General features: G+C 73.7%; 18 protein-coding genes. 12 read left to right on the forward strand and 6 right to left on the reverse strand.

Annotated features, from left to right (window positions below; genetic code table 11):
* Positions 1-35 precede the first annotated feature (35 nt).
* The gene (locus tag FB465_RS27645; protein ID WP_145794821.1) at positions 36-1,079 is read right to left on the reverse strand and encodes a polyprenyl synthetase family protein; all 1,044 of its coding nucleotides are present in this window, start codon (positions 1,077-1,079) and stop codon (positions 36-38) included.
* Positions 1,080-1,332: 253 nt separating this feature from the next.
* Here FB465_RS27645 and FB465_RS27650 point away from each other — a divergent pair, with 253 nt between their 5' ends.
* Positions 1,333-3,834 carry a collagenase gene (locus FB465_RS27650; RefSeq protein WP_145794823.1) on the forward strand — a complete coding sequence of 834 codons (2,502 nt, stop codon included), beginning with the start codon at positions 1,333-1,335 and terminating at the stop codon, positions 3,832-3,834.
* A gap of 81 nt (positions 3,835-3,915) precedes the next feature.
* On the opposite strand, the gene FB465_RS27655 is transcribed toward FB465_RS27650, so the two are convergent.
* Both FB465_RS27655 and FB465_RS27660 read right to left on the reverse strand, forming a co-directional pair.
* A complete protein-coding gene (locus FB465_RS27655) occupies positions 3,916-4,221 on the reverse strand; it encodes a hypothetical protein (protein WP_145794825.1) in 306 nt (101 codons plus the stop codon).
* Between the two features lie 47 nt (positions 4,222-4,268).
* Positions 4,269-5,318, reverse strand: coding sequence for a phosphatidylinositol-specific phospholipase C domain-containing protein (locus tag FB465_RS27660; RefSeq protein ID WP_145794827.1), 1,050 nt, complete (start codon positions 5,316-5,318; stop codon positions 4,269-4,271).
* A gap of 210 nt (positions 5,319-5,528) precedes the next feature.
* Between FB465_RS27660 and FB465_RS27665 the strand changes: the two genes are divergently transcribed.
* The gene (locus tag FB465_RS27665) at positions 5,529-6,875 is read left to right on the forward strand and encodes a M14 family metallopeptidase (RefSeq protein WP_145794829.1); all 1,347 of its coding nucleotides are present in this window, start codon (positions 5,529-5,531) and stop codon (positions 6,873-6,875) included.
* A 46-nt stretch (positions 6,876-6,921) separates the two neighbouring features.
* Here the strand turns inward: FB465_RS27665 and FB465_RS27670 are convergent, their stop codons facing one another.
* On the reverse strand, positions 6,922-7,782 hold the full coding sequence (locus FB465_RS27670; RefSeq protein ID WP_145794831.1) for a helix-turn-helix transcriptional regulator: 861 nt from the start codon (positions 7,780-7,782) through the stop codon (positions 6,922-6,924).
* Positions 7,783-7,916: 134 nt separating this feature from the next.
* Here FB465_RS27670 and FB465_RS27675 point away from each other — a divergent pair, with 134 nt between their 5' ends.
* Both FB465_RS27675 and FB465_RS27680 read left to right on the forward strand, forming a co-directional pair.
* Complete coding sequence (locus FB465_RS27675) at positions 7,917-8,966, forward strand: NAD(P)-dependent alcohol dehydrogenase (RefSeq protein WP_145794833.1); 1,050 nt, start codon at positions 7,917-7,919, stop codon at positions 8,964-8,966.
* A 48-nt stretch (positions 8,967-9,014) separates the two neighbouring features.
* Positions 9,015-9,290, forward strand: a complete 276-nt coding sequence (locus FB465_RS27680) for a putative quinol monooxygenase (RefSeq protein WP_145794835.1) — start codon at positions 9,015-9,017, stop codon at positions 9,288-9,290.
* A 6-nt stretch (positions 9,291-9,296) separates the two neighbouring features.
* On the opposite strand, the gene FB465_RS27685 is transcribed toward FB465_RS27680, so the two are convergent.
* Both FB465_RS27685 and FB465_RS27690 read right to left on the reverse strand, forming a co-directional pair.
* Positions 9,297-10,106 carry an ABC transporter permease gene (locus FB465_RS27685; RefSeq protein WP_145794837.1) on the reverse strand — a complete coding sequence of 270 codons (810 nt, stop codon included), beginning with the start codon at positions 10,104-10,106 and terminating at the stop codon, positions 9,297-9,299.
* The gene (locus FB465_RS27690; protein WP_246192868.1) at positions 10,103-11,032 is read right to left on the reverse strand and encodes an ABC transporter ATP-binding protein; all 930 of its coding nucleotides are present in this window, start codon (positions 11,030-11,032) and stop codon (positions 10,103-10,105) included. The genes FB465_RS27685 and FB465_RS27690 overlap by 4 nt, the downstream gene beginning before the upstream one ends.
* A gap of 287 nt (positions 11,033-11,319) precedes the next feature.
* On the opposite strand from FB465_RS27690, the gene FB465_RS27695 reads away from it, so the two are divergent.
* From FB465_RS27695 to FB465_RS27730, 8 genes are all read left to right on the forward strand, one after another.
* Positions 11,320-11,484: a thiocillin family RiPP gene (locus FB465_RS27695; RefSeq protein WP_145794841.1), complete on the forward strand. Its 165-nt coding sequence runs from the start codon at positions 11,320-11,322 to the stop codon at positions 11,482-11,484.
* A gap of 89 nt (positions 11,485-11,573) precedes the next feature.
* A complete protein-coding gene (locus FB465_RS27700) occupies positions 11,574-12,821 on the forward strand; it encodes a cytochrome P450 (RefSeq protein WP_145794843.1) in 1,248 nt (415 codons plus the stop codon).
* The gene (locus tag FB465_RS27705; RefSeq protein WP_170290701.1) at positions 12,818-13,594 is read left to right on the forward strand and encodes an acyl-CoA carboxylase biotin carboxyl carrier protein subunit; all 777 of its coding nucleotides are present in this window, start codon (positions 12,818-12,820) and stop codon (positions 13,592-13,594) included. The genes FB465_RS27700 and FB465_RS27705 overlap by 4 nt, the downstream gene beginning before the upstream one ends.
* Positions 13,591-15,861, forward strand: coding sequence for an ATP-binding cassette domain-containing protein (locus FB465_RS27710; protein WP_145794847.1), 2,271 nt, complete (start codon positions 13,591-13,593; stop codon positions 15,859-15,861). Before FB465_RS27705 ends, FB465_RS27710 begins: the two co-directional genes overlap by 4 nt.
* A complete protein-coding gene (locus FB465_RS27715) occupies positions 15,858-18,035 on the forward strand; it encodes an ATP-binding cassette domain-containing protein (protein ID WP_145794849.1) in 2,178 nt (725 codons plus the stop codon). Before FB465_RS27710 ends, FB465_RS27715 begins: the two co-directional genes overlap by 4 nt.
* Before the next feature lies 1 nt (position 18,036).
* The gene (locus FB465_RS27720) at positions 18,037-21,336 is read left to right on the forward strand and encodes a type 2 lanthipeptide synthetase LanM (protein WP_145794851.1); all 3,300 of its coding nucleotides are present in this window, start codon (positions 18,037-18,039) and stop codon (positions 21,334-21,336) included.
* A 32-nt stretch (positions 21,337-21,368) separates the two neighbouring features.
* A complete protein-coding gene (locus tag FB465_RS27725; protein WP_342791849.1) occupies positions 21,369-23,633 on the forward strand; it encodes a TOMM precursor leader peptide-binding protein in 2,265 nt (754 codons plus the stop codon).
* Between the two features lie 70 nt (positions 23,634-23,703).
* On the forward strand, positions 23,704-25,218 hold the full coding sequence (locus tag FB465_RS27730; protein ID WP_145794853.1) for a SagB/ThcOx family dehydrogenase: 1,515 nt from the start codon (positions 23,704-23,706) through the stop codon (positions 25,216-25,218).
* Positions 25,219-25,248 lie beyond the last annotated feature (30 nt).

Here is a 25,248-nt window from a genome sequence, read left to right on the forward strand (position 1 = left end):
CCAGTTCTGATCGGTGCACCTGCTGGCGGAGCCGTTCAGTGGTCCCGGGCGGTCACCAGGCGGGCGATGGCGGTGAGGGCGCCGGCCGGGCCGGGCTGCGGGTGGGCGGCGGCGAGGTGCTCCAGAGCGTCCCGGCGGGCGCGTTCGGCCTCGTTCACCGCCCAGGCGCGGCCGCCGGCGTCCTCCACCAGGTCGGCCACGAGCTCCAACTCCTGTTCGGTCAGCGGGCCGTCGCTGCCGTACAGGCGGGCCAGCCGCCGTGACGCGGCTCCTCCGCCGGCCAGGGCGGCCACCACGGGCAGGGACTTCTTGCGGGACCGAAGGTCCGACAGCCGGGGCTTCCCGGTCCGTTCCTCCGAGCCCCAGATGCCCAGGACGTCGTCGACGAGCTGCAGCGCCGTGCCCAGCTGCTCGCCGAACGCCCTGAGATGCTCCACCCGGCCGGCCTCCGCGCCCGCGGCGATCGCCCCGAGCGCGCAGGAGGCCGCCAGCAGCGAACCGGTCTTGGCGGTGGCCATGGCCAGGCACTCGGCCGGCGAGACCTCCCGCTGCCGCTCGAACAGGATGTCGTCGAACTCGCCGCCCACCAACTGCTGGATGGCGGTGCTGAGGTGGGCCAGCCCGGCGTCGGCGAGCGGTGCGGACGCCTCGATGAGGACCTGGGTGGTGAGGAAGAACAGGGCGTCCCCGGCCAGGATCGCGGCCGGCATGCCGAAGACCGACCAGACGGCGGGCCGGTGCCGGCGTAGGGCGTCCTGGTCGATGATGTCGTCGTGCAGCAGCGAGGCGTTGTGCACCAGGTCGACGGCGACCGCCGCCGGCAGCGCGCGGGTGCGGTCCCCGCCGACCGCCTCGCAAGCCGCCAGGGCCAGCGCCGAGCGGAAGCCCTTGCCGGCCTCGGCGGCGGGCAGCGGTGAACCCTGCGCGTCCCACCACCCGAAGTGGTGGCCGACCACATGGCGTACGGACTCCGGCAGGCCGTCGACCGCCCGCCGCAGTGCGGGCGCGACCAGGGCGCGGGCATCGTCCAAGGTCTGCTGCGCGACCTCGAGGTCGGCACTTCGAAGCTCTGTCCGCATGCGTACCCCCGGCTGAGTGACGGTCGGTCATGTGGAACGTAACACCCGAGAGCCAACGGGGCCGGGACGGAAGGAAATTGGCAGGCGTGCCGCCACTTCCGAAACCATGTGATGTGTGCAATGGTACATGTCACACTCCTCGCCGTGTGCACAACAGAACGGGACATGCCCCAACTCCCGTTGCTGCCACGGTCGGCACCCTCAGGCCGCGTACCCCTATGCGTGGCCGCAGACCGGCCCGGGAGGCCCCCACATGAGAACCGCCCCCGCACGGAAAGACCTTGTGCGACTGCTGATAGCAGCGCTGGTGTGCTGTCTGGGCATCACCCTGCTCGCACCCGCCGGCCACGCCCGCGCGTCGGCCCCCGCCGCGGGCCGTACCACTCCGTCCGTGCCGCCACCCCAGCCGGCGTCCGCCGACTCCGCTTCCCAGAAGATGGATTCGGAGGACAAGCCGGTGGACGCGGCCCACCGGCCGCCGCTGCGTCCGGTCGCCGAGGCGCGCGAGCACGGCGCCGCGTCGCCGCACCTGACCGCCGCCGCCTGCAACGTCGCCGACTTCACCGGCAGGACCGGCGACGCGCTCGTCCAGCAGATCAAGGCGTCGAGCACCGACTGCGTCAACACACTCTTCGGCCTCACCGGCAACGACGCCTACGCGGCCTTCCGCGAGGCGCAGATGACCAGCGTCGCGTACGGCCTGCGGGACGTCTCGGCCACCTACCCGGGTGACAACAGCACCTCCGCCGCGCAGCTGGTGCTCTTCCTGCGGGCGGGCTACTTCGTCCACTGGTACAACGCCTCGACGGTCGGCACCTACGGCCCCGCGCTGCAGACCGCCATCCGGGCCGGGCTCGACGCCTTCTTCGGGAACGCCCACTCGCGCGACGTCACCGACGCCAACGGCCAGAGCCTCGCCGAGGCCGTGACGCTGATCGACAGCGCCGAGGAGAACGCCCGCTACCTGGACGTCGTCAAGCGGCTGCTGGCGGGCTACACCACCGCGTACAACAGCTCCTACTGGATGCTCGCCGCCGTCAACAACGTCTACACCGTGCTCTGGCGGGGCCACCAGTCGCCGGACTTCGTCGCGGCCGTGCAGGCCGACCCGAGCGTGACCGACGCGCTGTACGACTTCGCCACCGCGAACAACGCGCTGCTCGGCACCGGCCAGGCCTACCTGACCGCCAACGCCGGCCGCGAACTGGGCCGCTTCCTCCAGCACACCGCCCTTCAGGGCAAGGTCCGCCCGCTGGTCAAGGACCTGCTCGGCCAGAGCGCCATCACCGGCCGGACGGCCCCGCTCTGGGTCGGCCTCGCCGAGATGACCGACTCCTTCGACAAGGCCAACTGCGCCTACTACGACACCTGCGACCTCCCGGCCCGGCTGCGCAGCGCCGTGCTGACCACCACCTTCACCTGCAGCCCGAGCATCCGGATCGTCGCCCAGCAGATGACCCCGGCCGAGCTGGACTCCACCTGCACCAGCCTGCGCAACCAGGACGCCTACGTCCACGGGATCGTGAAGGACAAGGGCCCGGTCGCGAACGACAACAACGCCACCATCGAGGTGGTCGTCTTCGACTCCAGCGCCGACTACCAGACCTACGCCGGGGAGATCTTCGGCATCAGCACGAACAACGGCGGGATGTACCTGGAGGGCGACCCGGCGGCGGCCGGGAACCAGCCGCGCTTCGTCGCCTACGAGGCGGAGTGGCTGCGTCCCGCCTTCCAGATCTGGAACCTCAACCACGAGTACACCCACTACCTCGACGGCCGGTTCGACATGTACGGCGACTTCGACGCCGGTGTCTCCACGCCGACCATCTGGTGGATCGAGGGCTTCGCCGAGTACGTCTCGTACTCCTACCGCAACGTCAGCTACGACGCCGCGATCGCCCAGGCGGCCAAGGGCACGTACAAGCTGAGCACGCTGTTCGACACCACGTACGACAACGACACCACCCGGATCTACAACTGGGGCTACCTGGCGGTCCGTTACATGCTGCAGTCGCACCGGGCGGACGTCGACACGCTGCTCGGGTACTACCGGACCGGTGACTGGAGTGCCGCGCGGACGCTGCTGACCAGCACCATCGGCACCCGCTACGACGCCGACTGGTCCGCCTGGCTGGCAGCCTGCGCGGCCGGGAACTGCGGCTCCGTCACGCCGGTGAACCAGCCGCCCTCGGCCGGGTTCGCGGCGGTGGTGAGCGGTCTGAAGGTGTCCTTCACCGACCGTTCGACGGACGCTGACGGCACGATCGTCTCGCGCAAGTGGTCCTTCGGCGACGGCACCGGCTCCACGGCCGCCAACCCGTCCAAGACCTATGCCAAGGCCGGCACTTACACCGTCAAGCTGACCGTGACGGACGACAAGGGCGCCACCGCGACGGCCGCCCAGGCCGTCACCGTGGCCGGCCTCCCCGAGTGCTCGGCGGCCGACAACCGCGAGCTGGGCAAGAAGTGCCGGCGCAGCAACCTCGCGGCGACCACCGGGAACTACAGCTACCTGTACCTGGTCGTCCCGGCCGGGACCAGTCGGCTGAAGATCACCTCGGCGGGCGGGACGGGCAACGCCGACCTGTACTACAGCGCCAAGGGCTGGGCCACCACGACCAGTTACACCCAGCGCTCGGTGAAGGCCGGCAACGCCGAGACCCTCACCGTCACCAACCCGCCGGCGGGCACGGTCTTCATCAGCCTGTACGCCAAGCAGGGCTTCGCCTCGGTGGCGGTCACCACCGAGTTCTGATCCCCCGATCGCGGACGGCGCTCCCTCCGGTACCACCGGAGGGAGCGCCGGCTCTACGCGTCCGGCTCTACGCGTCCGGCTCTACGCGTCCTCGCCGAGCCGGCCCGCCTGGACCTCGGGCCGCTTGCTGTCCCACAGCATCTCCCAGACCCGGAAGACGCAGTGGTACGTGTGCATCGCGCCCCGGGAGACGAGAAGGTAGCGGTCGCCGTCCCGGTACAGCGTGCGCTGCTTGGCCGTCATCGGGTGCGTCGGCGTGAAGTCGGGCACGATGCGCTTCAGCTCGGCGACCGCGTCCTCACGGGTGCCCTCGATCTCGGCGAGCACCCTCGGGGACCAGATCCCGTTGGCCATGTTCTCCTCGACGACCACGGCCCAGCGTGCCATCGTCCCCCCGGTTCCTTCGATCCTGTGCGACGGCGGTCAGCCTAGGCTCAGCCGCGGGGGAGCACCAGCGACTGCACCTCGGGCAGGTGGCGCCAGTCGCTGGAGACGATGCTCGCGTGGGCGGCGGCGAGCTGGACGGTCCGCGAGCGGGCCTGCTCGGCGGTCGGGTCGGTGGCGCTGATCGCGGGCGCCACGTTCTGAGCGTCCGTCATCACCAGGAGGTAGTGGCGGCTGTCGTACCAGGCGGTGTCGATGCGGCCCACGTACGCGGACGCGTCGCCGTCGAAGACCACGAACCAGGGCCTGATGGTGCTGTCGCCGTACGCGGACCGCGGGTCGCCGGAGGTGGCGCCGTGCACCACGGGGAAGACCTGGGCCTGGCCGGCCCGGCCGGCGGCGGCGAGGTCACGCAGGTAGCGGGAGTACTCGACGTCGGTGTGCAGGGTGTCGAACGGGTTCTGCTCCTCCACGGTGCCCGGTATGACGTCCACCAGAACGCGCCCGGCGAGCGCGGCGCGGGAGGGCCAGTTGCCGGCCCTGGCGGCCTCGTCCAGGGTGGCGTACGAGCCGCCGCCGGCCTTGCCGAGCAGATCGGCGGGCCGGAACACGGCGCTGCCGAGGTGGGCGCCGATCAGCGCGTCCAGCTGGGCCGGGCCCATGCCGCGGTTGGCCGCGAACCCGCCCTTGAGCTCCAGCTTCACCACCAGCGGGCCGGCCTGCGGGTGGGCGCCGAGCCAGACCCGGATGTCGTCGAAGCAGCTCTCCAGGTTCTTGTTGGCGCCGCCGCTGTAGAGCTGGGCGGCGGTGCTCGCGTTGACGCAGTTGTTGCTGTTGCCAAGGGGGTTGGAGTGGCTGACCTTCCACTCCTTGGTGATGGTGTCCGTCCAGGCGTCGAGCTCGATCATGCCGGTGCCGGTGTCCAGCGCCTGCGCGAGGTAGGAGAAGGCCGCCGGATCGTAGGTGTTGTGGATTCCCACGGCGGTGGTGGAGCCGAAGGGGAGGTCGGCGGTACCGGTGGCGGTGGCCTGCTGGGCGGGGACGGTGACGGCTGCTGCGGCGAGCAGTGCGGCGGCGGCGATGGTGCGGCGTACGGACAACGGAGTCTCCTCGTGGGGTGCCGGGGGCTGCCTGAGTCAGCATCGGCCATCCGAGCGGATTCGAGGTGACATGACAAGAAACTCTGTTGAGCACTCGTCAGAAGTCGGCGCTCTCTTGACGATTCCATGACAGTGCCGTCACCATCGTCGTGGCGCGCGCCGTACTTCGTTCCTCCCTCCGTCCCAACGGACCCCCACAGGAGGACAGTCATGCGACTGCCCCGTCGCGTCAAACCCGCTGCGGCTCTTGCCGCTCTGCTCGCCCTCGCCCTCACCTCCCCGCTGGCCACCCAGGCCTCCGCGCAGCCCGTCCCGCCCCTCGCGCCGGAGACGTCGGCGGCGGCCGAGGAGGCGGTCCAGCAGTACACGGTCGACGGCCCGCGCACCGTCTCCGAGCGCACCGCGATCGCCGCCACCGGAGTCTCGATCGACGCCGTCCGCACCGACTCGGTCGTGGTCACCGCGAGCGCCGCCGAAGCCGGCCGGCTGCGCGCGCTGGGCTGGCGGCTCACCGCCCTGCCCGGCCCGCAGGCCCTCGCCCAATCACCGGGCGCCGTGGGCGACTTCCCCTCGGGCGACTCCGGGTACCACAACTACGCCGAGGCCACCGCCGACATCAACGCGGTGGTCGCGGCCCACCCGTCGATCATGAGCAAGCAGGTGATCGGCAAGTCGTACGAGGGCCGGGACATCGTCGCGGTCAAGATCAGCGACAACGTCGGCACCGACGAGGCCGAACCCGAGGTGCTGTTCACCTTCCACCAGCACGCCCGGGAGCACCTCACCGTCGAGATGGCCCTCTACCTGCTGCACGAGTTCGGCGACAAGTACGCCACCGACTCCCGGGTCGCGGGCGCGGTGAACAGCCGGGAGATCTGGATCATCCCGGACCTCAACCCGGACGGCGGCGAGTACGACATCGCCACCGGCAGCTACCGCAGTTGGCGCAAGGACCGGCAGCCCAACTCGGGCAGTAAGTACGTCGGCACCGACCTCAACCGCAACTGGGACTACAAGTGGGGCTGCTGCGGCGGCTCCTCCGGCTCCAGGTCCAGCGAGACCTACCGGGGGAGCGCCCCCGAGTCCGCCAAGGAGACCAAGGTGGTCTCGGACTTCGTCCGCGGCCGGGTGGTGGGCGGCAAGCAGCAGATCACCGCGGCCATCGACTTCCACACCTACAGCGAGCTGGTGCTCTGGCCGTTCGGCTGGACCACCTCGGACACCGCCACCGGCATGACGGCCGACGAGGCGAACACCTTCGCCACCTTCGGCCGGACCATGGCGGGCACCAACGGCTACACCCCCGAGCAGTCGAGCGACCTGTACATCACCGACGGGACCATCGACGACTGGCTGTGGGGCGCGCACAGGATCTTCGCGTACACCTTCGAGATGTACCCGGGGGAGAGCGGCAGCGGCGGCGGCTTCTACCCGCCCGACGAGGTGATCGGGCGCGAGACCAGCCGCAACCGCGAGGCGGTGCTGCGGCTGGTGGAGAACGCCGACTGCATGTACCGGGCGATCGGCAAGCAGCAGCAGTACTGCGGCATCGCCTGACGGTGTCCGGCCGGGGCGGGCGCCCTCCGCGCCCGCCCCGGTGCCGTCACTCCGTCGACGCCCGCGCGTAGTGGTGCATCCGGCGCCCGATGATGCGCAGGGCGGCCTCCGACGGTGAGCCGGCCTCCGCGGTGTGGACGATCAGGGCCTGGTCCGGGTCGTCGGCCAGGCGCAGGGTCTCGTACGCGAGGGTGAGCTCGCCGACCGCCGGGTGGCGCAGGTGGAAGGTGCCGTGGGTCTTCTCGCGGACCTCCTGATCGGCCCAGAGACGGCGGAAGTCCGCGCTCTCCTCCGAGAGCCGGGCCACCCGCTCGGCGAAGTCGGCGTCGCACAGGTGCCGCCCGTGGTCCACCCGCAGGTGGGCGACGAGCTCGCGGGCCTTGGTCTCCCAGTCCACGTACCGGCTGCGGGCCTCCTCGTGGCAGAAGATCAGCCAGGTCAGGTTGCGCTGCCCCGGCGGCAGGGCGGAGAGGTCGACGGTCAGGGCCGCGAACAGGTCGTTCCAGGCGAGGATGTCGGTGTGCCGGCCCACGATGACGGCGGGTGTGTCCGGCATCGAGTCCAGCAGCCGGCGCAGGCCCGGCCGCACCTCCTGCGGCGGCAGCGGGCTCGCGCAGCTCCCCATGTTCGGCCGGACCAGGCGGTACAGGTGCGCCCGCTCGTCCGGCCCCAGCCGCAGCGCGGTGGCGACGGCGTCGACCACCGAGTCGGAGACGTTCTCGGCGCGGCCCTGCTCGAAGCGCACGTAGTAGTCCACACTGACACCGGCCAGCTGCGCCAGCTCCTCCCGGCGCAGGCCGGGGACGCGGCGGCGCTCGCCGTAGTGCTGCAGGCCCGCCTCCTCGGGCTTCAGCCGCGCTCGGCGAGACCTCAGGAAGGTGCCCAGTTCCCCTTTGTTGCTACCCATGCATCGATCCTAAGGGTGGTTCTGGCAGGCCCAGGTTGGGCGGTTCCCAGGAGAACCATGGCCCTGGGTGAAGGATTCCGCAGGCGGCAGGATCTTTGGTGACACCGCATCGCAACGCTTCCGGAGGCTCTCGCATGACCGTCACCACCGTCCCCGCCTACGCCGCCCCCGCGCCCAAGGCCCCACTGGAGCGCATCACCATCCCGCGCCGCCCGGTCGGGGAGCACGACATCCTGATCGAGATCAAGTACGCCGGCATCTGCCACTCCGACATCCACCAGGTCAACGAGGACTGGGGCCAGGCGCTCTTCCCGATGGTGCCCGGCCACGAGATCGCCGGCATCGTCGCCGAGGTCGGTCCGGGCGTGACCCGGTACGCGGTGGGCGACCGGGTCGGCGTCGGCTGCTTCGTGGACTCCTGCCGCACCTGCGCCAACTGCCTCGCCGGCAACGAGCAGTTCTGCGAGAAGGGCATGACCGCCACCTACCCGGCCGGCCCCGACGGGCAGCCGACCTACGGCGGCTACAGCACCCACATCGTCGTCGACGAGAACTACGCGCTGCGCATCCCCGAGGGCATCGGCCTCGCCGAGGCCGCCCCGCTGCTCTGCGCCGGGATCACCCTCTACTCGCCGCTCAGCCGCTGGCAGGCGGGCCCGGGCAAGAAGGTGGCCATCGTCGGCCTGGGCGGCCTCGGCCACATGGGCGTCAAGATCGCCCACGCCCTGGGCGCCGAGGTCACCGTGCTGAGCCAGACCCTGCGCAAGCAGGAGGACGCCCTCCGGCTCGGCGCGGACCACTTCCACGTGACCGCCGACCCGGCGACCTTCACCGAGCTGGCCGGCTCCTTCGACCTGATCATCAGCACGGTCTCCGCCAACCTGGACTTCAACGCCTACCTCGGCCTGCTCAGGGTGGACGGCACCCTGGTCAACGTCGGCGCACCGGCCGAGCCCAGCGCCGTCCACATGTTCTCGCTGATCATCGGCCGCAAGAGCCTGGCCGGCTCGATGATCGGCGGCATCCGGGAGACCCAGGAGATGCTCGACTTCTGCGCCTCGCACGGCATCGGCTCCGACATCGAGACGATCGGGGTGGAGCAGATCAACGAGGCGTACGCGCGGGTGCTCGCCAGCGACGTCCGGTACCGCTTCGTCATCGACACCGCCACCTTCGCCAACTGACCCGCGTGCGGGGGCTGCTGGACGGCAGCCCCCGCAAGGAGGTGCGGCATGCCGCTGACCGTCGTCGCCAGGTTCGAGGCCGGGCCGGGCCAGGAGGACCGGCTGCGGACCGAGCTGGAGGCCATGATCGAACCGTCCGTGGACGAGCCCGGCTGCCTCGCGTACGAGCTGTACGTCGACCCCAACCGGCCGGGCCGGATGGCGGTGGTCGAGGAGTGGACCTGTCGGCCCGCCTTCGAGCGGCACGCCGCCGGCGCGTACCGGCGCAGGGTCGCGGATCTGCTGGCCGGCCCGGTCACGGTCCAGTACCTGACGGAGAGTTGAGACTGCTCAGCCGTGGCGGGGCTCCCAGCGGAAGAGGCGGCGGGTGAGGACGACCGCGGCGGCCGCCCAGGCGGCCAGGACCAGCAGCTGGGGTGCGGCCGTCTGCCACCCGTGCAGCAGGTCGATCGAGGCCAGCGGCCCGCCGTCCCAGCTCTCATGGCCGAACTCGCGGCCGAACCAGGCCGTCCGCAGCGTCTGGACCACGGGCGCCAGCGGCAGGGTGTGGGCGGGGAGGCGCAGCCACTCGGGCAGTGACGCCAGCGGGGTGAAGACACCGCTGCCGAACATGCACAGCAGCAGGACGGGCGTGGCGACCAGCGGCGCCGTCTCGGAGCTCGGCGTGAGACCCGACAGGGCGACGGCCAGCACGGCGAAGACCAGGTAGCCGCCGGCCAGCGCGAGCAGCAGCAGGAGCGGGTCGGCGGGCAGCGGCGTACCGAACCAGCCCACCGACACCCCGCCAAGCACCAGCACCTGGAGCAGCACCACGGCGGCACCGGAGCCCAGTTGACCCGCGAAGATCGCGGTCGGGGGCACCTCGGTGCCGCGCAGGCGTTTGAGGACCAGCTCGTCCCGGCGCGCGACGATGCCGGTCAGCAGGTTGACGAAGGAGGTGGCCAGGGCGAGGCCGATGAAGCCGACGGTGGTGTAGCCCGCGGCGTTCACCCCGCCGATCTCCTTGCCGCGCAGCGGCGCGGCGACCACCAGGTTGAGCAGGACGGGGAGCAGGAAGCCGATGAAGGTCGAGCGCCGGTTGCGCCAGAACACCTTCCAGGAGAGCAGGAACTGGCCTCGGGCGTAGGAGAACCAGGTCATCGTGCGACCGCCTTCCGGTGGGAGAGCTCCAGGAACACGTCCTCGAGTGACGCGGCGCGCACCTCGATACCGTCCAGCTCGACCTCGCGGGCGGCAGCCCAGGCGTGCAGCGCGGCCAGGGCGGGCGCGGTGCGCGGGACGGTGTACGCGACCAGCTGCCCCTCGACGGCCACGTGAGCCCCGGGAAGTTCGGGCAGCGCGGTGGCGGGCAGACCGGCCGGGAGCGGGAAGCTGATCCGGGTGCCGTGGCCCGAGAGCACCTCGCCGACGCTGCCGGTGGCGGCGAGCCGGCCGTGGTCCATGATGGCGACCCGGTCGGCCAGCTGCTGCGCCTCCTCCAGGTAGTGCGTGGTCAACACCACGGTGGTGCCGCCGTGTTGGAGTTCCCTGACGAGCTGCCAGGTGTTGCGTCGCGCCTCGGGGTCCATGCCGGTGGTGGGTTCGTCGAGGAAGAGCAGCTCGGGGCCGTTCAGCACGGCGAGCGCCAGGTCGAGCCGGCGGCGCTCTCCGCCGGAGAGCCGGCCGACTCGGGTGCCGGCCTTCTCGGTCAGGCCGGCCTGGGCCAGCACCTCGGCCGTCCCGCGCGGACGGGTGAGGAAGGTGCGCCAGGAGTCGACGGTCTCGCGGACCGTCAACTCCTTGAAGAAGCCGCCCTCCTGGAGCATGACGCCGGTACGCCGGCGCACCGCCGTCCCCTGCGCGAACGGGTCCAGGCCGAGCACCCGGACGGTGCCCGAGGACGGCGGGCGGTAGCCCTCCAGGACCTCCAGCGTGCTGGTCTTGCCCGCGCCGTTGGTGCCCAGCAGGGCGAACAGTTCACCGCGCTCGACGGTGAAGGAGACGCCGCGGACGGCTTCGAAGCCGCCGTGACTCCGATGCAGGTCGATGACTTCAACGGCCGGCGAACGGGAATTCCCGTGAGGCATTTCTGTTGTCATGGAAAACAGAGTGCAGGCGATGGCGCGGTGCGTGCAAGTGCAGCTGGAGGATGGACATTTGTGCAGGTGGGAGGGTATTCAAAAGGTCACGGTCGAGGGTATGGCATTTTCCATACGGCTTTCCTGACATCCCGTACTGTCGGCGCCCAGAGGCCCGGGTGCATATTTCTCTCATCGCCGGAAGCGAGCCGGAGAAAAAGGGCCGGAAAGCATTCCGACGCCGATCGGCGACCAGCCCCGTCGGGGCCGGCGCCACGAACCGGAGGGAAACCACCATGGCTGAGAACAAGGACATCGTCGAGACCGAGACCGCCGAGCAGTTCGACATCGAGGTCGAGGAGCTGGACACCGTCAACGGTGGCGTCAGCGTCAGCTCGCTCGCCTGCGCCGCCTGCCCGGTCTCGTCCTTCAGCTCCGTCTCCAACTCGGCTGCCGAGTAAGGGAACCAGTGCCGCGGTGGGCCCGTCCGACGGGCCCACCGCGGCACCCGCATGGCCACCACCGAATCGATGACAAGGAGGGCCGGGCGATGGAGAGCCTCCGGCACGAGCTCACGCGGTTCATCCGGCATCCGGCCGCCCAGCACGACCCGCCCGGCCTCTACCGGCGGCTGCTGACCGAGGCGCCGGTGCTCGACCTCGGCCGGGTGCACGTCGTCTCCGGCTACCAGGAGATCGTCAGCGTCCTGATGCACCCCGGCACCACCGTCGACCCGTCGACGATCGGCCTGCCCCGGGCGGGCTCCTCGGCGCTCGCCGAGATCGTCGCCCGGATGCTGCCGATGCGCGACGGCGCCGACCACACCCGGCTCAAGCGGCTGGCCACCACCGCCTTCAGTGCGCGGCGGCTGGAGCAGATCCGCGGGCGGATCGAGTCGACCGCCGACCGGCTGCTGGCCCCGCTGGTCGCGGCCGGCTCCTTCGACCTGGTGGCCGACCTCGCCGTCCCGCTGCCGGTCGCCGTCTCCTGCGCGCTCCTCGACGTGCCCGAGTCCGACCAGGGCCGGGTGACCGGCTGGGCCGGCCTGGTCGCGCGCTCCCTGCTCGACCCGTTCACCGACGCCGAGCAGACCGCCGCCCTGGACGTCGAGTTCGCCGAATTCCAGGCGTACGTCGAGGAGTTGTGCGCCGCGCGGGCCGCCGACCCCGGGGACGACCTGATCAGCAGGCTCACCGTGGCCCGGACCGAGGGCCGGCTGGACACCGAGGACCTGCTCGCCTTCGTGGTGATGTTGTTCGCCAACGGCCTCGAGACGCTCACCTCCGGCCTGGCGGTCGCGGTCTGGCACCTGCTCAGAACGCCCGGCCTGGCCGAGCGGCTGCGGGCCGAACCCGCCGACGCCGAGGCCGTGTTCGACGAGGCCCAGCGCCTCGGCAGCCCCGTCCGGGCCAGTGCCCGCGCGCTGACCCACGAGGTCGCCGTCGGTGACACCGTGATCCCGGCCGGCCGGGTGGCGCTGCTGCTGTACGCGGCGGCCAACCGCGATCCGCGCCGCTTCCCGGACCCGGACCGCTTCGACCCGGACCGGGCCGAACGGCGGCACCTCGCCTTCGGCCACGGTCCGCACCACTGTCTCGGTGCTCCGCTCTCCCTGATGGCCGGGGCGGCGGTGCTGCGCGGCCTGGCGGCGGCGGGAGCCGAGCGCGAGCTCAGCACGCCGCTCACCGAGCACACGGCGCCGTGGAGCACCCAGTTCGTCTTCGGCGGCCTGCGTGAACTGCCGGTGCACTGCCCGCCGCGCGAAAGCCTCGTCCCGGCGGGGGTGGGGCAGCCGTGACCACCACCACCGCCACGAAGCAGCGCACCGCGCTCGCCGCGGCCCAGGCGGCCGCCGTCCTCGAACCCGGCCTCGACCGGCCCGTGGGCCTGATCGGCGCCCGGCTCTGGGCCGCCGCCGCAGCCCTGCTGCTGGCCGTGGGCGCGGGCACCGCGTGGGCCACGCTCGGCTCGCTGCCGCACACCGTCACCCTGGACGCCGTGATCGCCCACGGCCCCGCCCCGGCGGTCGCCCGCGCCGACGTGGCGGGCTCCGTGCTCGACGTACGGGCCCAGCCGGGGGAGCGGGTGACGGAGGGTCAGGTACTCGCCGTCCTGCGCACGCCGACCGGTGAGCGGACCGAGCTGCGGGCCCCCGTCGCGGGCACCGTCACCGCCGTGCTGGCCCCGCCCGGGAGCGCGGTGGCCGCAGGCGGGCCGGTCGTCACCCTCGACTCCGCCGCAGCACCGGCCACCGTGCGGCTCTACGCCGCCTCCGAGCGTGAGGCGGCGCGCCTGCGGCCGGGCCGCGAGGTCCTGGTGCCGCTGCCGGGAGGCGGGGTCGTCCGCGCCGTGATCACGGCCGTCGATCCGCTGCCCGTCCGCGCCCGCTCGCTCGACGGCACATTGCCGGTGCCGCTGCCCGGCCTGCCGGGCGGCGACGCGCCGGTGTGGGCGGCGTACGCGCAGCTGCCGACCCCCGTCGCCGGTGGCCCGGTCCCCGTGCGGGTGGCCGTCGACCTCGGTGCCCGCCACCCGTACCAGGCGGTCTTCGGGACGGGGGAGCAGCGGTGAGCAAGCCCAGGCGCTACCTGCGCACACCCGTGGTGCCCCAGATGGAGGAGCAGGACTGCGGCGCCGCCTGCCTCGCGGTCGTCCTCGGTGCCTTCGGACACCGCGTCACCCTCCAGGAGGCGTCCCGCGCCTGCGGCGTCAGCCGGGACGGCGTGAGCGCCGCAGCCGTGGCCCGCGCGGCCGGCCGGTACGGGCTGATCGCGAGGGGCCGCCGGGTGGTCCGCGGCGAGGACCGGCTGCTCGGGCTCGCCGAGGTGCCGGTGCCCGCGATGGTGCTGGTCACCGGACCGCACTTCGCCGTCTTCGAGGGCGTCCGGCGCGGCCGGGTCCGGCTCAACGACCCTTCGCTGGGCTCCTACTCGGCCTCGCCGGAGGAGTTCTGGGAGTCCTTCGCCGGCATCGCGGTCGGCTTCGAACCCGGGCCCGACTTCGAGCGGGGCGGCGTACGGCTGCCGCTGCTGCGCGCCTTCGCCGGCCGCCTGCGCCCGTACGCCCCGGCGCTGCTGGCCGCCGTGGTGGCCGCGCTCCTGCTGACCCTTCCCGGGGTTGCCGCGGCCTTCCTGCTGCGGGCGTACCTGACCTCCGTCGTGGTGGGCGGCGCCGTGCACTGGGCCGCGCCGCTGACCCTGGCCGCCGGCGGGGTCGCGGCGACCGTGCTGCTCGGCACCTGGCTCCAACAGACCGTGGTGAACAGGGTGTTGGAGATGATGGCCGCCCGCTCGTCGGCCGCCTTCCTGTGGCGGATGCTCCGGCTTCCGGGGGCGTTCTTCCACCGCAGGCAGCTCGGCGGTCTGGTCACCCGGGTGCAGATGAACGACGGCCTCGCCTCGCTGCTCTCCCACCGGGCCGCGGGGGCGGCCGCATCGGCCGCCGCGGCGGCCGTCCACCTGACGGCACTCTGCTGGCTGGAGCCGCGCCTGGCCGCCGCACCGGTCGCCGTCGCGCTGCTGGACGTGGCCGCGCTGCGGATCGCCGACCGCAGGCGAGGCGGGATGGTGCACCGTCTGCACGCCGAGCAGTACAAGCGCGACGGTGTGGCCTTCGCCGGGGTGTCGGCGATCGAGACCCTCAAGGCCGAGGGCGCGGAGGACTCCTTCTTCCGCTCCTGGGCCGGCTGGCAGGCCCGCGCGATGCACACCGGTCAGAGCGTGGCCACGGCCGTGCTCGTGCCGCTCTCCCTGCCGGGCGCACTCAACACCGCCGCCACGGCGGTCGTCGTGGTCGCCGGCACCTCGCTGCTGCTCGCGGGCTCGCTGCCGGTCGGCACCCTGCTGGCCTTTCTGCTGCTGCTCAACGGATTCCTCCTCCCGGTCTCGCAACTCGTCGGGATCGCCTCCGAGTTGACCATGGCCAGGGCGCAGAACGCGCTCCTGGAGGACGTCGAGACCTCCGAGCCCGACCCCTACCTGACGCCCGTCCTCGACGCTCCCGCCGAGGGCGCCGCGCTGCGCGGCGAACTGGAGCTGCTGGACGTGTCCTTCGGCTACGACCCCAACCGGCCGCCCGCCCTGGACGGCATCTCGCTGGCCGTCCGGCCCGGCGAGTGGGTCGCGGTGGTCGGCTCCAGCGGGAGCGGGAAGTCCACGCTGGCCCGGCTGGCGGCGGGTGTGCTACGACCGTGGAGCGGCCAGGTGCTGCTGGACGGCCGACCGCGCGAGGAGTGGCACCGGGCGGTGGTCAGCAGCCAGGTCGCGTACGTGGAACAGCAATTGCGGCTCTTCGAGGGCACCGTCCGCGAGAACCTGACGCTCTGGAACCCGGCGGCCGACGAGGACGCCCTGCACCGGGCGCTCGCCGACGCCGAGGCGGCCGAGCTGGTCCGCCGGCGCGGGGGCCTGGACGGCGGGCGGATCGAGGAGGACGCCCGCAACCTCTCCGGCGGCGAGCGCCAGCGGCTCGAACTGGCCCGCGCCCTCGCCCTCGACCCGGTGCTGCTGGTGCTGGACGAGGCGACCTCCGCCCTCGACGCGCACACCGAGGCGGCCGTCAACGCCCATCTGCGGCGGCGCGGCACCGCCTGCCTGGTGCTGGCGCACCGCCTGAGCACCATCCAGTCCGCGGACCGGGTGATCGTCCTGGCCGGGGGCCGGATCGTCCAGCAGGGCGCCCCGGCCGAACTGGCCGCCGTACCCGGCGCGTACCGGACGCTGCTGGAGGAAGCCGCCGAGCCCGCGCGGCGCACCGCCCAGAGCGCTCCCGTCGGCCGGCCGAGGCGGGCGCGGCGAGCCGGCCAGACCGTCCCGTCCCGGCGGAGGGAAGCATCATGACAACCGTCCAGGAACACCGGGGACTCGACGCCACCGCGGCCGCCACCGCAGCCGCCAACCGCGCGGCGCTGGCCGCCGCCACCGCCGCGCTGCACCCGGGCGCGCCGCGGCCCGCCGAGGCCGGCCCCGCCCACCCGGCCGACCGGGCGCTCGCCGTCCTGCGGGCCCTCGCCCCCGCCCTGGGGGTCACCCCGCCGGAGACCCTGCCGACCGCCGTCCGGGACGCCCGCGACCCGCTCGCCGCCCTGCTGCGGCTGCTCGGGGTGCGCTGGCGGCCCGTCACCCTGCCGGCCGGCCCGGACGGCCACGGCGACCCGTCCGGCACGGCCGGGCCGATGGTGGCCCACGCCGAGGCCGACGGCCGCCCGATCGCCCTGGTCCCGCGAGGCTCGGGCCACCGTCGGCTCGACAAGGGCCCGCTCTCCCGCCGGGCGCTGCTGCTCTACGCCCCGCTGCCGCCCGGCGCACCGACGCCCGGCAAGCTGCTGCGCTTCGCCCTGGCCGCACCCGGCACCCGCCGGGACCTCGCGGTGCTGACGGCGGCGGGCCTGCTCAGCGCCTTGCTCGGTCTGCTCGTCCCGCTCAGCACCGGGGTGCTGCTCCCCGGCCTGATCGCCGCCGACCGGCACCCGCTGCGCTGGCTGGCTCTGCTGCTTGCCTCGGGGGTGATCGCGTCCTGGCTGCTGGCCCTGGTCCGCAACACCGCCGCGATCCGGCTCACCGGACGTGTCCAGAGCGTGCTCGAACCGGCCGTCTGGGACCGGCTGCTGGCCCATGACGCCCGGTTCTTCCGCGACTACACCACCGGTGACCTGGTGCACCGGGCCAACGCCGTCGCGCAGGCCCGCCAGGCGCTGTCCGAGGTGCTGGTGGGCGCGGTGCTGGGGGCGGTGTTCTCCGTCTCCGGCCTGTCCGTCCTGATGCTCGTCGACGTCCGGCTCGGCGGCCTGCTGCTGGCCGCCGTACTCGTCGCCACCGCCGCACTGCTGGCGCTCGGCCGGCTGCGTCAGCGGCACGAGTCCCGGGTGTACGAGCTGCACGGGCGGCTGCACGGCACGCTGTACGGGCTGCTGCTCGGCATCGACAAAATCCAGACGGCCGGCCGGGAGATCCAGGCCTTCGCCCGCTGGGCCGGCCCGTTCGCCGAGCAGAAGCGGGCCGACGCCGCCGCCATGCGGGCCGACGCCGCCGCGGCCGCGCTCACTGCCGCACTCCAACCCCTGCTGCTGGCCGCCCTGTTGGCGGGTGCCACACTCGGTGGCGGTACCCAGCCGGGCCACCTGATGGCCGCCGGTATCGCGGCCGGCCAGGTCGCCCTCGCCCTCGGCCAGGTCACCCACGCCGCCGCGAGTGCGTACGGCATCGCCCCCGTCCTGGAGCGGCTGCGCCCTGTCCTCGCCGAACCGGTCGAGGCGTCGACAACCCTGACTGCCCAGGACCCTGGACCGCTGCGCGGAGCCGTCCGACTGGACGGAGCGACCTTCCGGTACCCCGGCACGGCGGCCCCCGCGCTGGACGCCGTCTCGCTGCACGCCGAACCGGGCGAGTTCGTGGCGGTGGTCGGCCCGTCCGGCGCGGGGAAGTCCACCCTGGTCCGGCTGCTGCTCGGCTTCGACCGTCCCGAGTCCGGCGCCGTCCGCTACGACGGCCGGGACCTGGCCGAGTTGGACCCGCGCCTGGTGCGCCGGCAACTCGGCGCCGTCCTGCAGAACGGCCGGATGCTGCGCGGCTCGCTGCTGGAGAACCTGGCCGGCACCGACCCGGACGTGACCGAGGACGACATCTGGCACGCCGCGGAACTCGCCGGGATCGCCGAGGAGCTGCGCCGGCTGCCGCTCGGACTCGGCACCCGGATCGGCGAGGACGCCCAGGGCTTCTCCGGCGGCCAGGTCCAACGGATGCTGCTCGCCCGGGCGTTGGTGCGGCGCCCCGCCGTCCTGCTGCTGGACGAGGCCACCTCCGCCCTCGACAACGCCACCCAGCGGCACGTCGCCGAGGCCATCTCCGGCCTGGACCGCACCCGCATCGTCATCGCCCACCGCCTCAGCACCATCCGTGACGCGGACCGGATCTACGTCATGGACGGCGGCCGGGTGGCGGCCGAGGGCACCTACCACCAACTGCTCGGCACCGACCCGCTGTTCACCCGCCTCGCCCGACCCCAGGAGATGTGAGATGTCGCTCGACCTGCAGACCTGGCTCCGCCCCCTCGACGGTCTGCCCGGCGCCGAAGCCGGGGTGGACGGCGCCGCCGACGGCGCACAGACGCTGCTGCCCGGCGTGCCCCGGGGCGACGAGCGGCTGCGTGCGGTGGTGGCCGCTGCGGCCCCGTTCACCGACCGGGCGGCTGCGCGGTCCGATGACGAGGGCGCGCTGTTCGCCCCCGATCCCGGCGAGGACCGGCGCACCCTCAGCGCCACCGTCGACACCTGGCTGCGCCGCGCCGCCGGGGACCAGGCCGGCGCCGGAGTGCTCCTCGACCACCTGGCCGAGACCGGCCGCCCGCTGGGGGACGGGCTGCGCCGGGTGTCCCTGCGCCACCCGGCCCGGCTGCCCGCCTGGGCGCAGGCCCTGGCCGCCTTCCTGCGCACCCTGCCAGCCACCGCGGGCCCGGAGACCCTCGCCCCCGGCGCGCTGACCGGCTCCTTCCGCCGGGCCGTCGCCGCCCTGCTGCCGAGCGGTCCGGGCGGCATCCTGGGAGTCCCGGTGACGGACGGCGCCCGGGCGGACCTGGCGCGGACCCTGACGGCGCGGCTGACCGAGGCCTGCAACCTGTCGTTCTGCCACGAGCTCCAGGCCACCACCGGCCGCCCGCGCGCCAACGACTGGGACGCCCAGGGCGGCCTGGACGCCTCCCAGGAGGGCTGGCTGGCCCGGCTGGAGCGGCTGCCCGCACTCGCGTACCTGGTCGGCATCGCGGCCCTGCAGTGGCAGCGCATCACCACCGAACTGTTCGCCCGCCTGGCCGCCGACCGGGCCCTGCTGGTCGAACGGATGTGGGGCGGCGCCGACCCGGGCGCGCTGGCCGAGGTGCACGGGGACGCGGGGGACCGGCACGCGGGCGGCCGCTCGGTCGCGCTGCTGCGCTTCGAGGGCGGTCAGGGCGTGGTCTACAAGCCCAAGGACATGCGCCACGGCACGGCGTACATGGACCTCGTCCGCCGCCTCAACGCGGCCGGCCTGCCGCTCGACCTGCCCGTCCGCACCGTCCTGGTGCGCAGCGACCGGGGCGACGACGGCCATGCCGCCTCGCTGGCCACCGACTGCGAGACCGAGTACGGCTGGGAGGAGCTCGTCCCGCACACGCCGGCCGCCGACCGGGGTGGCTTCGCGCGCTTCTACCGGCGGCTCGGCATGACGATCCGGCTGGTCCAGCTGCTGGAGGGCCGCGACCTGTGGGCCGACAACCTGCTGGCCGACGGCGAGTACCCGGTGCTCACCGACCTGGAGTGCCTGCTCTACCCGCGCGTCCAGGCGCCGCCCGTCCTGTCGGCCGGCCAGCACCGGCTGCTGGACGACCTGGAGGCGACGGTGGTCCGGACGGCCATGGCCTTCCAGGCCTGGACCCCGGCCAAGGACCAGGCCGCCTTGGACATCGGCTGCCTCTCCCGGGTCGGGAGCCTGGAGGTCGCCCCCGGCGTCCCCGCCCTGCCGCTGCCCCCGTACCGCCCCGTCCACGACGGGCAGCCGGCCGACCCCTGGGAGTACACCGCCGAGGTGGTCGCCGGGTACCGCGAGATGCAGGCCGTGCTGTACGGGCTGCGCGAGGAACTCGCCTCCCCTGACGGGCCGTTGGCCGCCTTTCGGGGTATCTGGGTGCGGTACATCTGGCGGCACACCTGGGACGGGTACAAGATCATCAGGGCCTCCACCAGCCCGCTCGCCCTGGACGACGGCGCCACCCGCGAGACCGTGATCGCCGGAGCGCTGCTCGGCGCCGTCACAGCCCGCGCCGGGGACCCGAGCCGGGGCGACCTGCTGGAGGTGGTGCTCGCCGAACTCGACTCCTACCGCACCCTCGACATCCCGTTCTTCCGCTCGCTCACCACCTCCTCCTCGGTGTTCGCCTTCGACGGCCGGGAGATCCCCGGGCACTTCCAGAGCAGCGGCTGGCAGCGGCTCCAGGCCCGGGTCGCCGAGCTGGCCGACTTCGACCTGGACGCCCAGGTCGCCGTCCTCACCGGCTGCATCGACGCCGCCAGGGCAGGAAGCGAACAGCCCGCCCCCGCTGCGCCGCGCTCGCGCCGCGCGCTCGCGCCGCAGCCCGGCGAACTGCTCGACCACGCCGTGGCGATCGGCGACCGCATCCTGGCCGACCGGCGCCGCAGCTCCTCGGGCGGCGGCTGGCTGGGCCAGAGCTGGTACCCGGGCACCGGGCTGCGACAGGTCGAGGTGCTCGGCCTCGACCTGGTCTCCGGCACCCCGGGCATCGCCCTGCTGCTCGCCGAACTCTGGGCCGCCACCGGCGAACCGCGCTTCCGGCAGGCCGCCCGCCAGGCCCTCAGCGCGGCCGCCGCCCTGATCGACCCGACCGCCCCGCGCGCCTTCGCCTTCGCCTCCGACAGCCGGCTCGCCTCGGGCACACCCGTCCCCGGCGGCTTCGCCGGGCCGGGCGCACTGATCCACGCACTGGCCCGGGGCGGCCTGCTGCTCGGCGAGCCCGCCTTCGTCGCCCAGGCCCAGGCGCTGGTGCCCGGCGCGATCGCGGTCGCAGGGCCCGCCCAGAGCCGCCCCGGCCGCCCGGCCAGGCAGCCGCAGCCCGACACCCCGCTCGGCACCGCCGGCCTGCTGCTCAACCTGCTCCGGCTGCGCCGCGTGGCCGGCCCGGGCGACCCGGCCACGGACGAGGGCGTCCGCAGTCTGGCGGCGGCAGCGCTCGAGCACCTCTCCGTGGACGGGGAACCCACAGGCGAGTCCTTCCTCGACCTCGTCCCCGCCGGGCGGGACGGGATCGCCGCCGCGCTCGCCCGTACCGTCGCCGAGGCGCCCGGACTGCTCGCCGATGCGGCCGCCGCCCGCGACCTGCTGTACGGCCACCGCTTCACCACCGGTACCCGCAGCGGCCGGCTGGCCTGCCTGGACAGCGCGGTCTCGCTCGGCGCCGGTGCGGTCAACCCCGCCGACCTGGGCGAACTCGCCCCGCCCGTGGGCGAGTCGCAGATCCTCGGCCTCTCCACCCGCGCGCTGGTCGCCACCGCAGGGGAGGCGCTGACCGCCGCCGAGGCGGGCCTGCTGCACACCCTGCCGGAGGGCGTCCCGGCGCTGGTCCCCGGTCCGTTCTTCGACGGGCGCGAGGCCGCCGGACTGCTGGCCGGCGAGCTGCTGCGCCGCCACGCGGCCGCCGGCCGCTGGTACCCGGACCGGGCCGCCGACGACCGGGTCAACCTCGGTGCGCTGGACGGTGTCTCGGCGATCGGCCTGCTCCTGCTGCGCCTGCTCGACCCGGCCGCCGCCCCGCTGGCCACCCTGCGCTGACACCCCGTCAACCCTCACTCAGGAGGAGCACCGTGACCGAGCCCCGCCCGATGCCCGCCATCGGCTTCAAGCGCCACTACACCCCGTACGTCGTCGACGGCGAGGCCGTCTACCTGGTCTCCGAGCGCGGCGTCTCCGTGGTCGACGGCAAGCTGGCCCAGTCCCTGGCGCCGCTGCTCGACGGCACCCGGACGGTCGAGCAGATCGGGGCCGCACTCGACGGCTCCGTACCCGCCGACCGGGTCGGCGGCGCGGTCGCCCAGCTGGTCTCGGGCGGCTGGGTGGCCCCGGCCGACCCTGCCACCGACCGGCCGGGGGCCGCCTTCTTCGAGATGGCCGGCCTGGACGGCGACGCGGCCGTCGCCGCGCTTCGCACCGCACGGGTACGCGTCGAGGTGTACGGACGGCTCGACCCCGAGCCGTTCCTCGAGGCCCTGCGGTCCGTCGGCGCCGCGGTGGTCGAGGAGGACGCCGACTTCACCGTCGCCCTGACCGAGGACTACCTGCACCCAGGTCTGGCCGCCCGCAACGCCGCCGCGCAGCAGGACGGGAAGCCCTGGCTGATCGCCCGGCCGGTCGGCTCGATCGTCTGGGTGGGGCCGGTCTTCGTCCCCGGCGAGAGCGAGGAGGCGACCGGCTGCTGGGAGTGCCTGGCCCACCGGCTCTCCGCCAACCGCCAGTCCCTGACCTACCTCCAGCATCGCCTGGGCCAGGACGAACCGCTCTCCACCGCGGGTGCCCACCTGCCCCCGACCCTGGCCGCCGGCGCCCAGCTCGCGGCGCTCGAAGCCGCCAAGTGGATCGCCGGCGCCCGCCCGGCCGAACCCGTCGTGCTGACCTTCGACACCGTCCTGCTGGAGGCCGAACGCCACCGCCTGGTCCGCCGGCCGCAGTGCCCGACCTGCGGTGACGCAGGGCTGATGGCGGAACGTCAGCTCGCGCCGGTCCGCTTCGAGGCCCGGCCCAAGGTCTTCACGGCCGACGGCGGTCACCGCTCCGCCTCCCCGGAGGACATGCTGGAGAAGTACCGCCCGCAGCTCAGCCCCGTCACCGGCGTCGTCACCTCCCTCGTCCCCGCCGCGCGTACCCCGGACGGCCTGCGGGTGTACGTCTCCGGCCAGAACCTCTCCCGCCAGAACGGCGACCTGCGCCAGCTGCGCACCGGCCTGCGCAGCGTCAGCTGCGGCAAGGGACGCACCGACACCCAGGCCAGGGCCAGCGCACTCGGCGAGGCGATGGAGCGCTACTCCGGCGTCTTCCAGGGTGACGAGGCCCGCCGCACCGCGAGCTACCGCGAGCTCGGCGAGCAGGCGGTCCACCCCGCCCGCTCCCTGCTCTACAGCGACCGCCAGTACGAGGAACGGGAACGCTGGAACGCCCGTCGCTCGATGTTCAACACCGTGCCCGAGCGCTTCCGGGAGGACGAGCGGATCGAGTGGTCGCCCGCCTGGTCGCTGACGGCGCAGGCCACCCGCTGGCTCCCCACCATGTCCCTCTACTACGGCTACCGGCACCGCAACGGCTTCTTCGCGGCGGGCGACTCCAACGGCTGCGCAGCGGGAACCTCGCTGGAGGACGCCGCCCTGCAGGGCTTCCTGGAACTGGTCGAGCGGGACGCCGTCGCGCTCTGGTGGTACAACCGGGTGCAGCGACCGGCCGTCGACCTGGACGCCTTCGGCGACCCGTACATCGACCGGCTGCGCGAGGTCTACCGGGGGCTGCGCCGGGAGGTGTGGGCGCTCGACCTCACCACGGACTTCGGCATCCCGGTGGTCGGGGCGTTCTCCCGGCGGCTCGACAAGCCGGCCGAGGACGTGCTGATCGCCTTCGGTGCCCACCTGGACCCGCACATCGCGCTGACCCGGGCGCTGACCGAGATGAACCAGTTCCTCGGCCCGGTGGCGGGCGGCCCCGACGGCACGGTGAACTACGCCGGCGCCGACCCCGAGCAGAAGGCCTGGTGGACCACGGCCACCGTCGCCAACCAGCCCTACCTGCTGCCCGACCGGACCGCCCCCGTGGGGCCCGGCCGCTGGAGTCCGCTGGCCGGTGACGACCTCGGTGCCGACCTGACGCTGGTCCAACGGCTGGTCGAGGAGCGCGGCATGGAGCTGCTCGTCCTCGACCAGACCCGACCGGACGTCGGCCTCCCGGTCGCCAAGGTGATCGTCCCGGGCATGCGCCACTTCTGGGCCCGCTTCGCGCCCGGCCGCCTGTACGACGTCCCGCTGGAGCTCGGCTGGCTGGACGCCCGTACACCCGAGGAGGACCTCAACCCGATCCCGATCTTCATCTGACGAGCCAAACGATCCGATGGAGCGTCACCATGCCTGATCTGCACCATCACGCGAACCGGAGAGGTGCGCCATGACCGTGACCGAACAGCTGCCCCCGACCTTCACGGCCGGGGGCGGCCCCCTCCGGCGGCTGCTCCGGCTGCGGCCCGAGGTCGTCCTCACCGCCCAGGGCGAGGACCTGGAACTCGCCCACCCTTGGGGCCGCCAGCGGGTGCACGCCCTCGGCGCCGCCGCCGTCGGGCGGCTGCTCCGCCTGGCCGGGGAGGACGTCGACATCGACGAGGTGGCCGCCGGGGACGGCCGGGTGCTGCGGCTGCTGGAGCGCTTCCCGTACCTGGTCACCACCACCCTGGCCGACCCGATCGGGCTGCCGCTGGCGACGGCCGTCCCGATCGCCCGCTCGGCGACGCTGCCGGGCCTTGCCCTTCCCGGCTCCCGGGTCGTGCTCTCCCGCTTCGCCTACCTGCGCCGGCTGCCCGAGGACCACGCGGGCGCCTGCGTGCTGGAGTCGCCGATGGCGCCGTTCCGGCTGACGCTGCACCAGCCCTCGGCCGGCGCCTTCGTCGCGGCCGTCACCGCGCCCAGGCCGGTCGCCGAGGCGGCGGCCGCGGCCGGGCTCGGTGCGGCGGAGGGCGAGGCGCTGGCCGGACTGCTGGCCGGTACGGGCCTGTTGGAGTCGGAGGAGCCGGACGGCGGCGTCGCGCTGGACCCGCCGCTCTGGGACTTCCACGACCTGCTCTTCCACGCCCGCAGCCGGGCCGGCCGCCACGACTACCCGAGCGGCGGCCTCTTCGCCCACCAGCAGCTGCCCCAACTCCCCGCCGTGCCGGGAACGGGCGCGCGCGAGGAAGGGCCCGGCATCGACCTGCCGGTGCCCGACTGGGACGAGGTGGTGGGGCGGGACCCGGCGCTCAGCGAGGTGCTGGAGGGCCGCCGCTCGGTCCGCAGTTACGCCGCCGCGCCGGTGACGCTGGAGCAGCTGGGGGAGCTGCTCTACCGCGCCGCGCGTGTCCGCCGGGTGATCCCGGGCGATCCGGACTCGCCGACCGCGTACGACATCGTGGACCGCCCCTACCCGGCCGGCGGCGCCACCGGCGAACTGGAGGTGTACCTCTCGGTGGTGAAGTGCACCGGCCTGGTGCCCGGGGTCTACCGCTACGACGCGGGCGCCCACCGGCTGCGGCCGCGCGCCTGGAGCGGCCCGGCGGACGAGGCGGCGTTCCGCGAACTGCTCACCGCGGCCTGGCGGGCGACGGCCTGCACCGTCGACCCGCAGGTGCTGATCACGGTGACCTCACGGTTCGGACGGCTGTCGTGGAAGTACAGCCAGATCGCGTACGCGCTGACGCTCAAGCACGTGGGTGTGCTGTACCAGACGCTGTACCTGGTGGCCACCGCGATGGGGCTGGCGCCGTGCGGCCTGGGCTCGGGCGACACCGACGCGGCGGCCAGGGCGCTCGGGCTGGACTGGACGACCGAGTCCTCGGTGGGCGAGTTCCTGATCGGCAGCCGCCCGGCGGACGTGCCGACCGTGGCCACCGGCTTCGCCGATGTGGTGGGCGAACTGCGGGGGGTGTCGCGCTGAGCCCTCCGGTCACGTCACCGGCCCGTCCGG

The sequence above is a fragment of the Kitasatospora atroaurantiaca genome, assembly GCF_007828955.1.
Lineage (GTDB): Bacteria > Actinomycetota > Actinomycetes > Streptomycetales > Streptomycetaceae > Kitasatospora > Kitasatospora atroaurantiaca.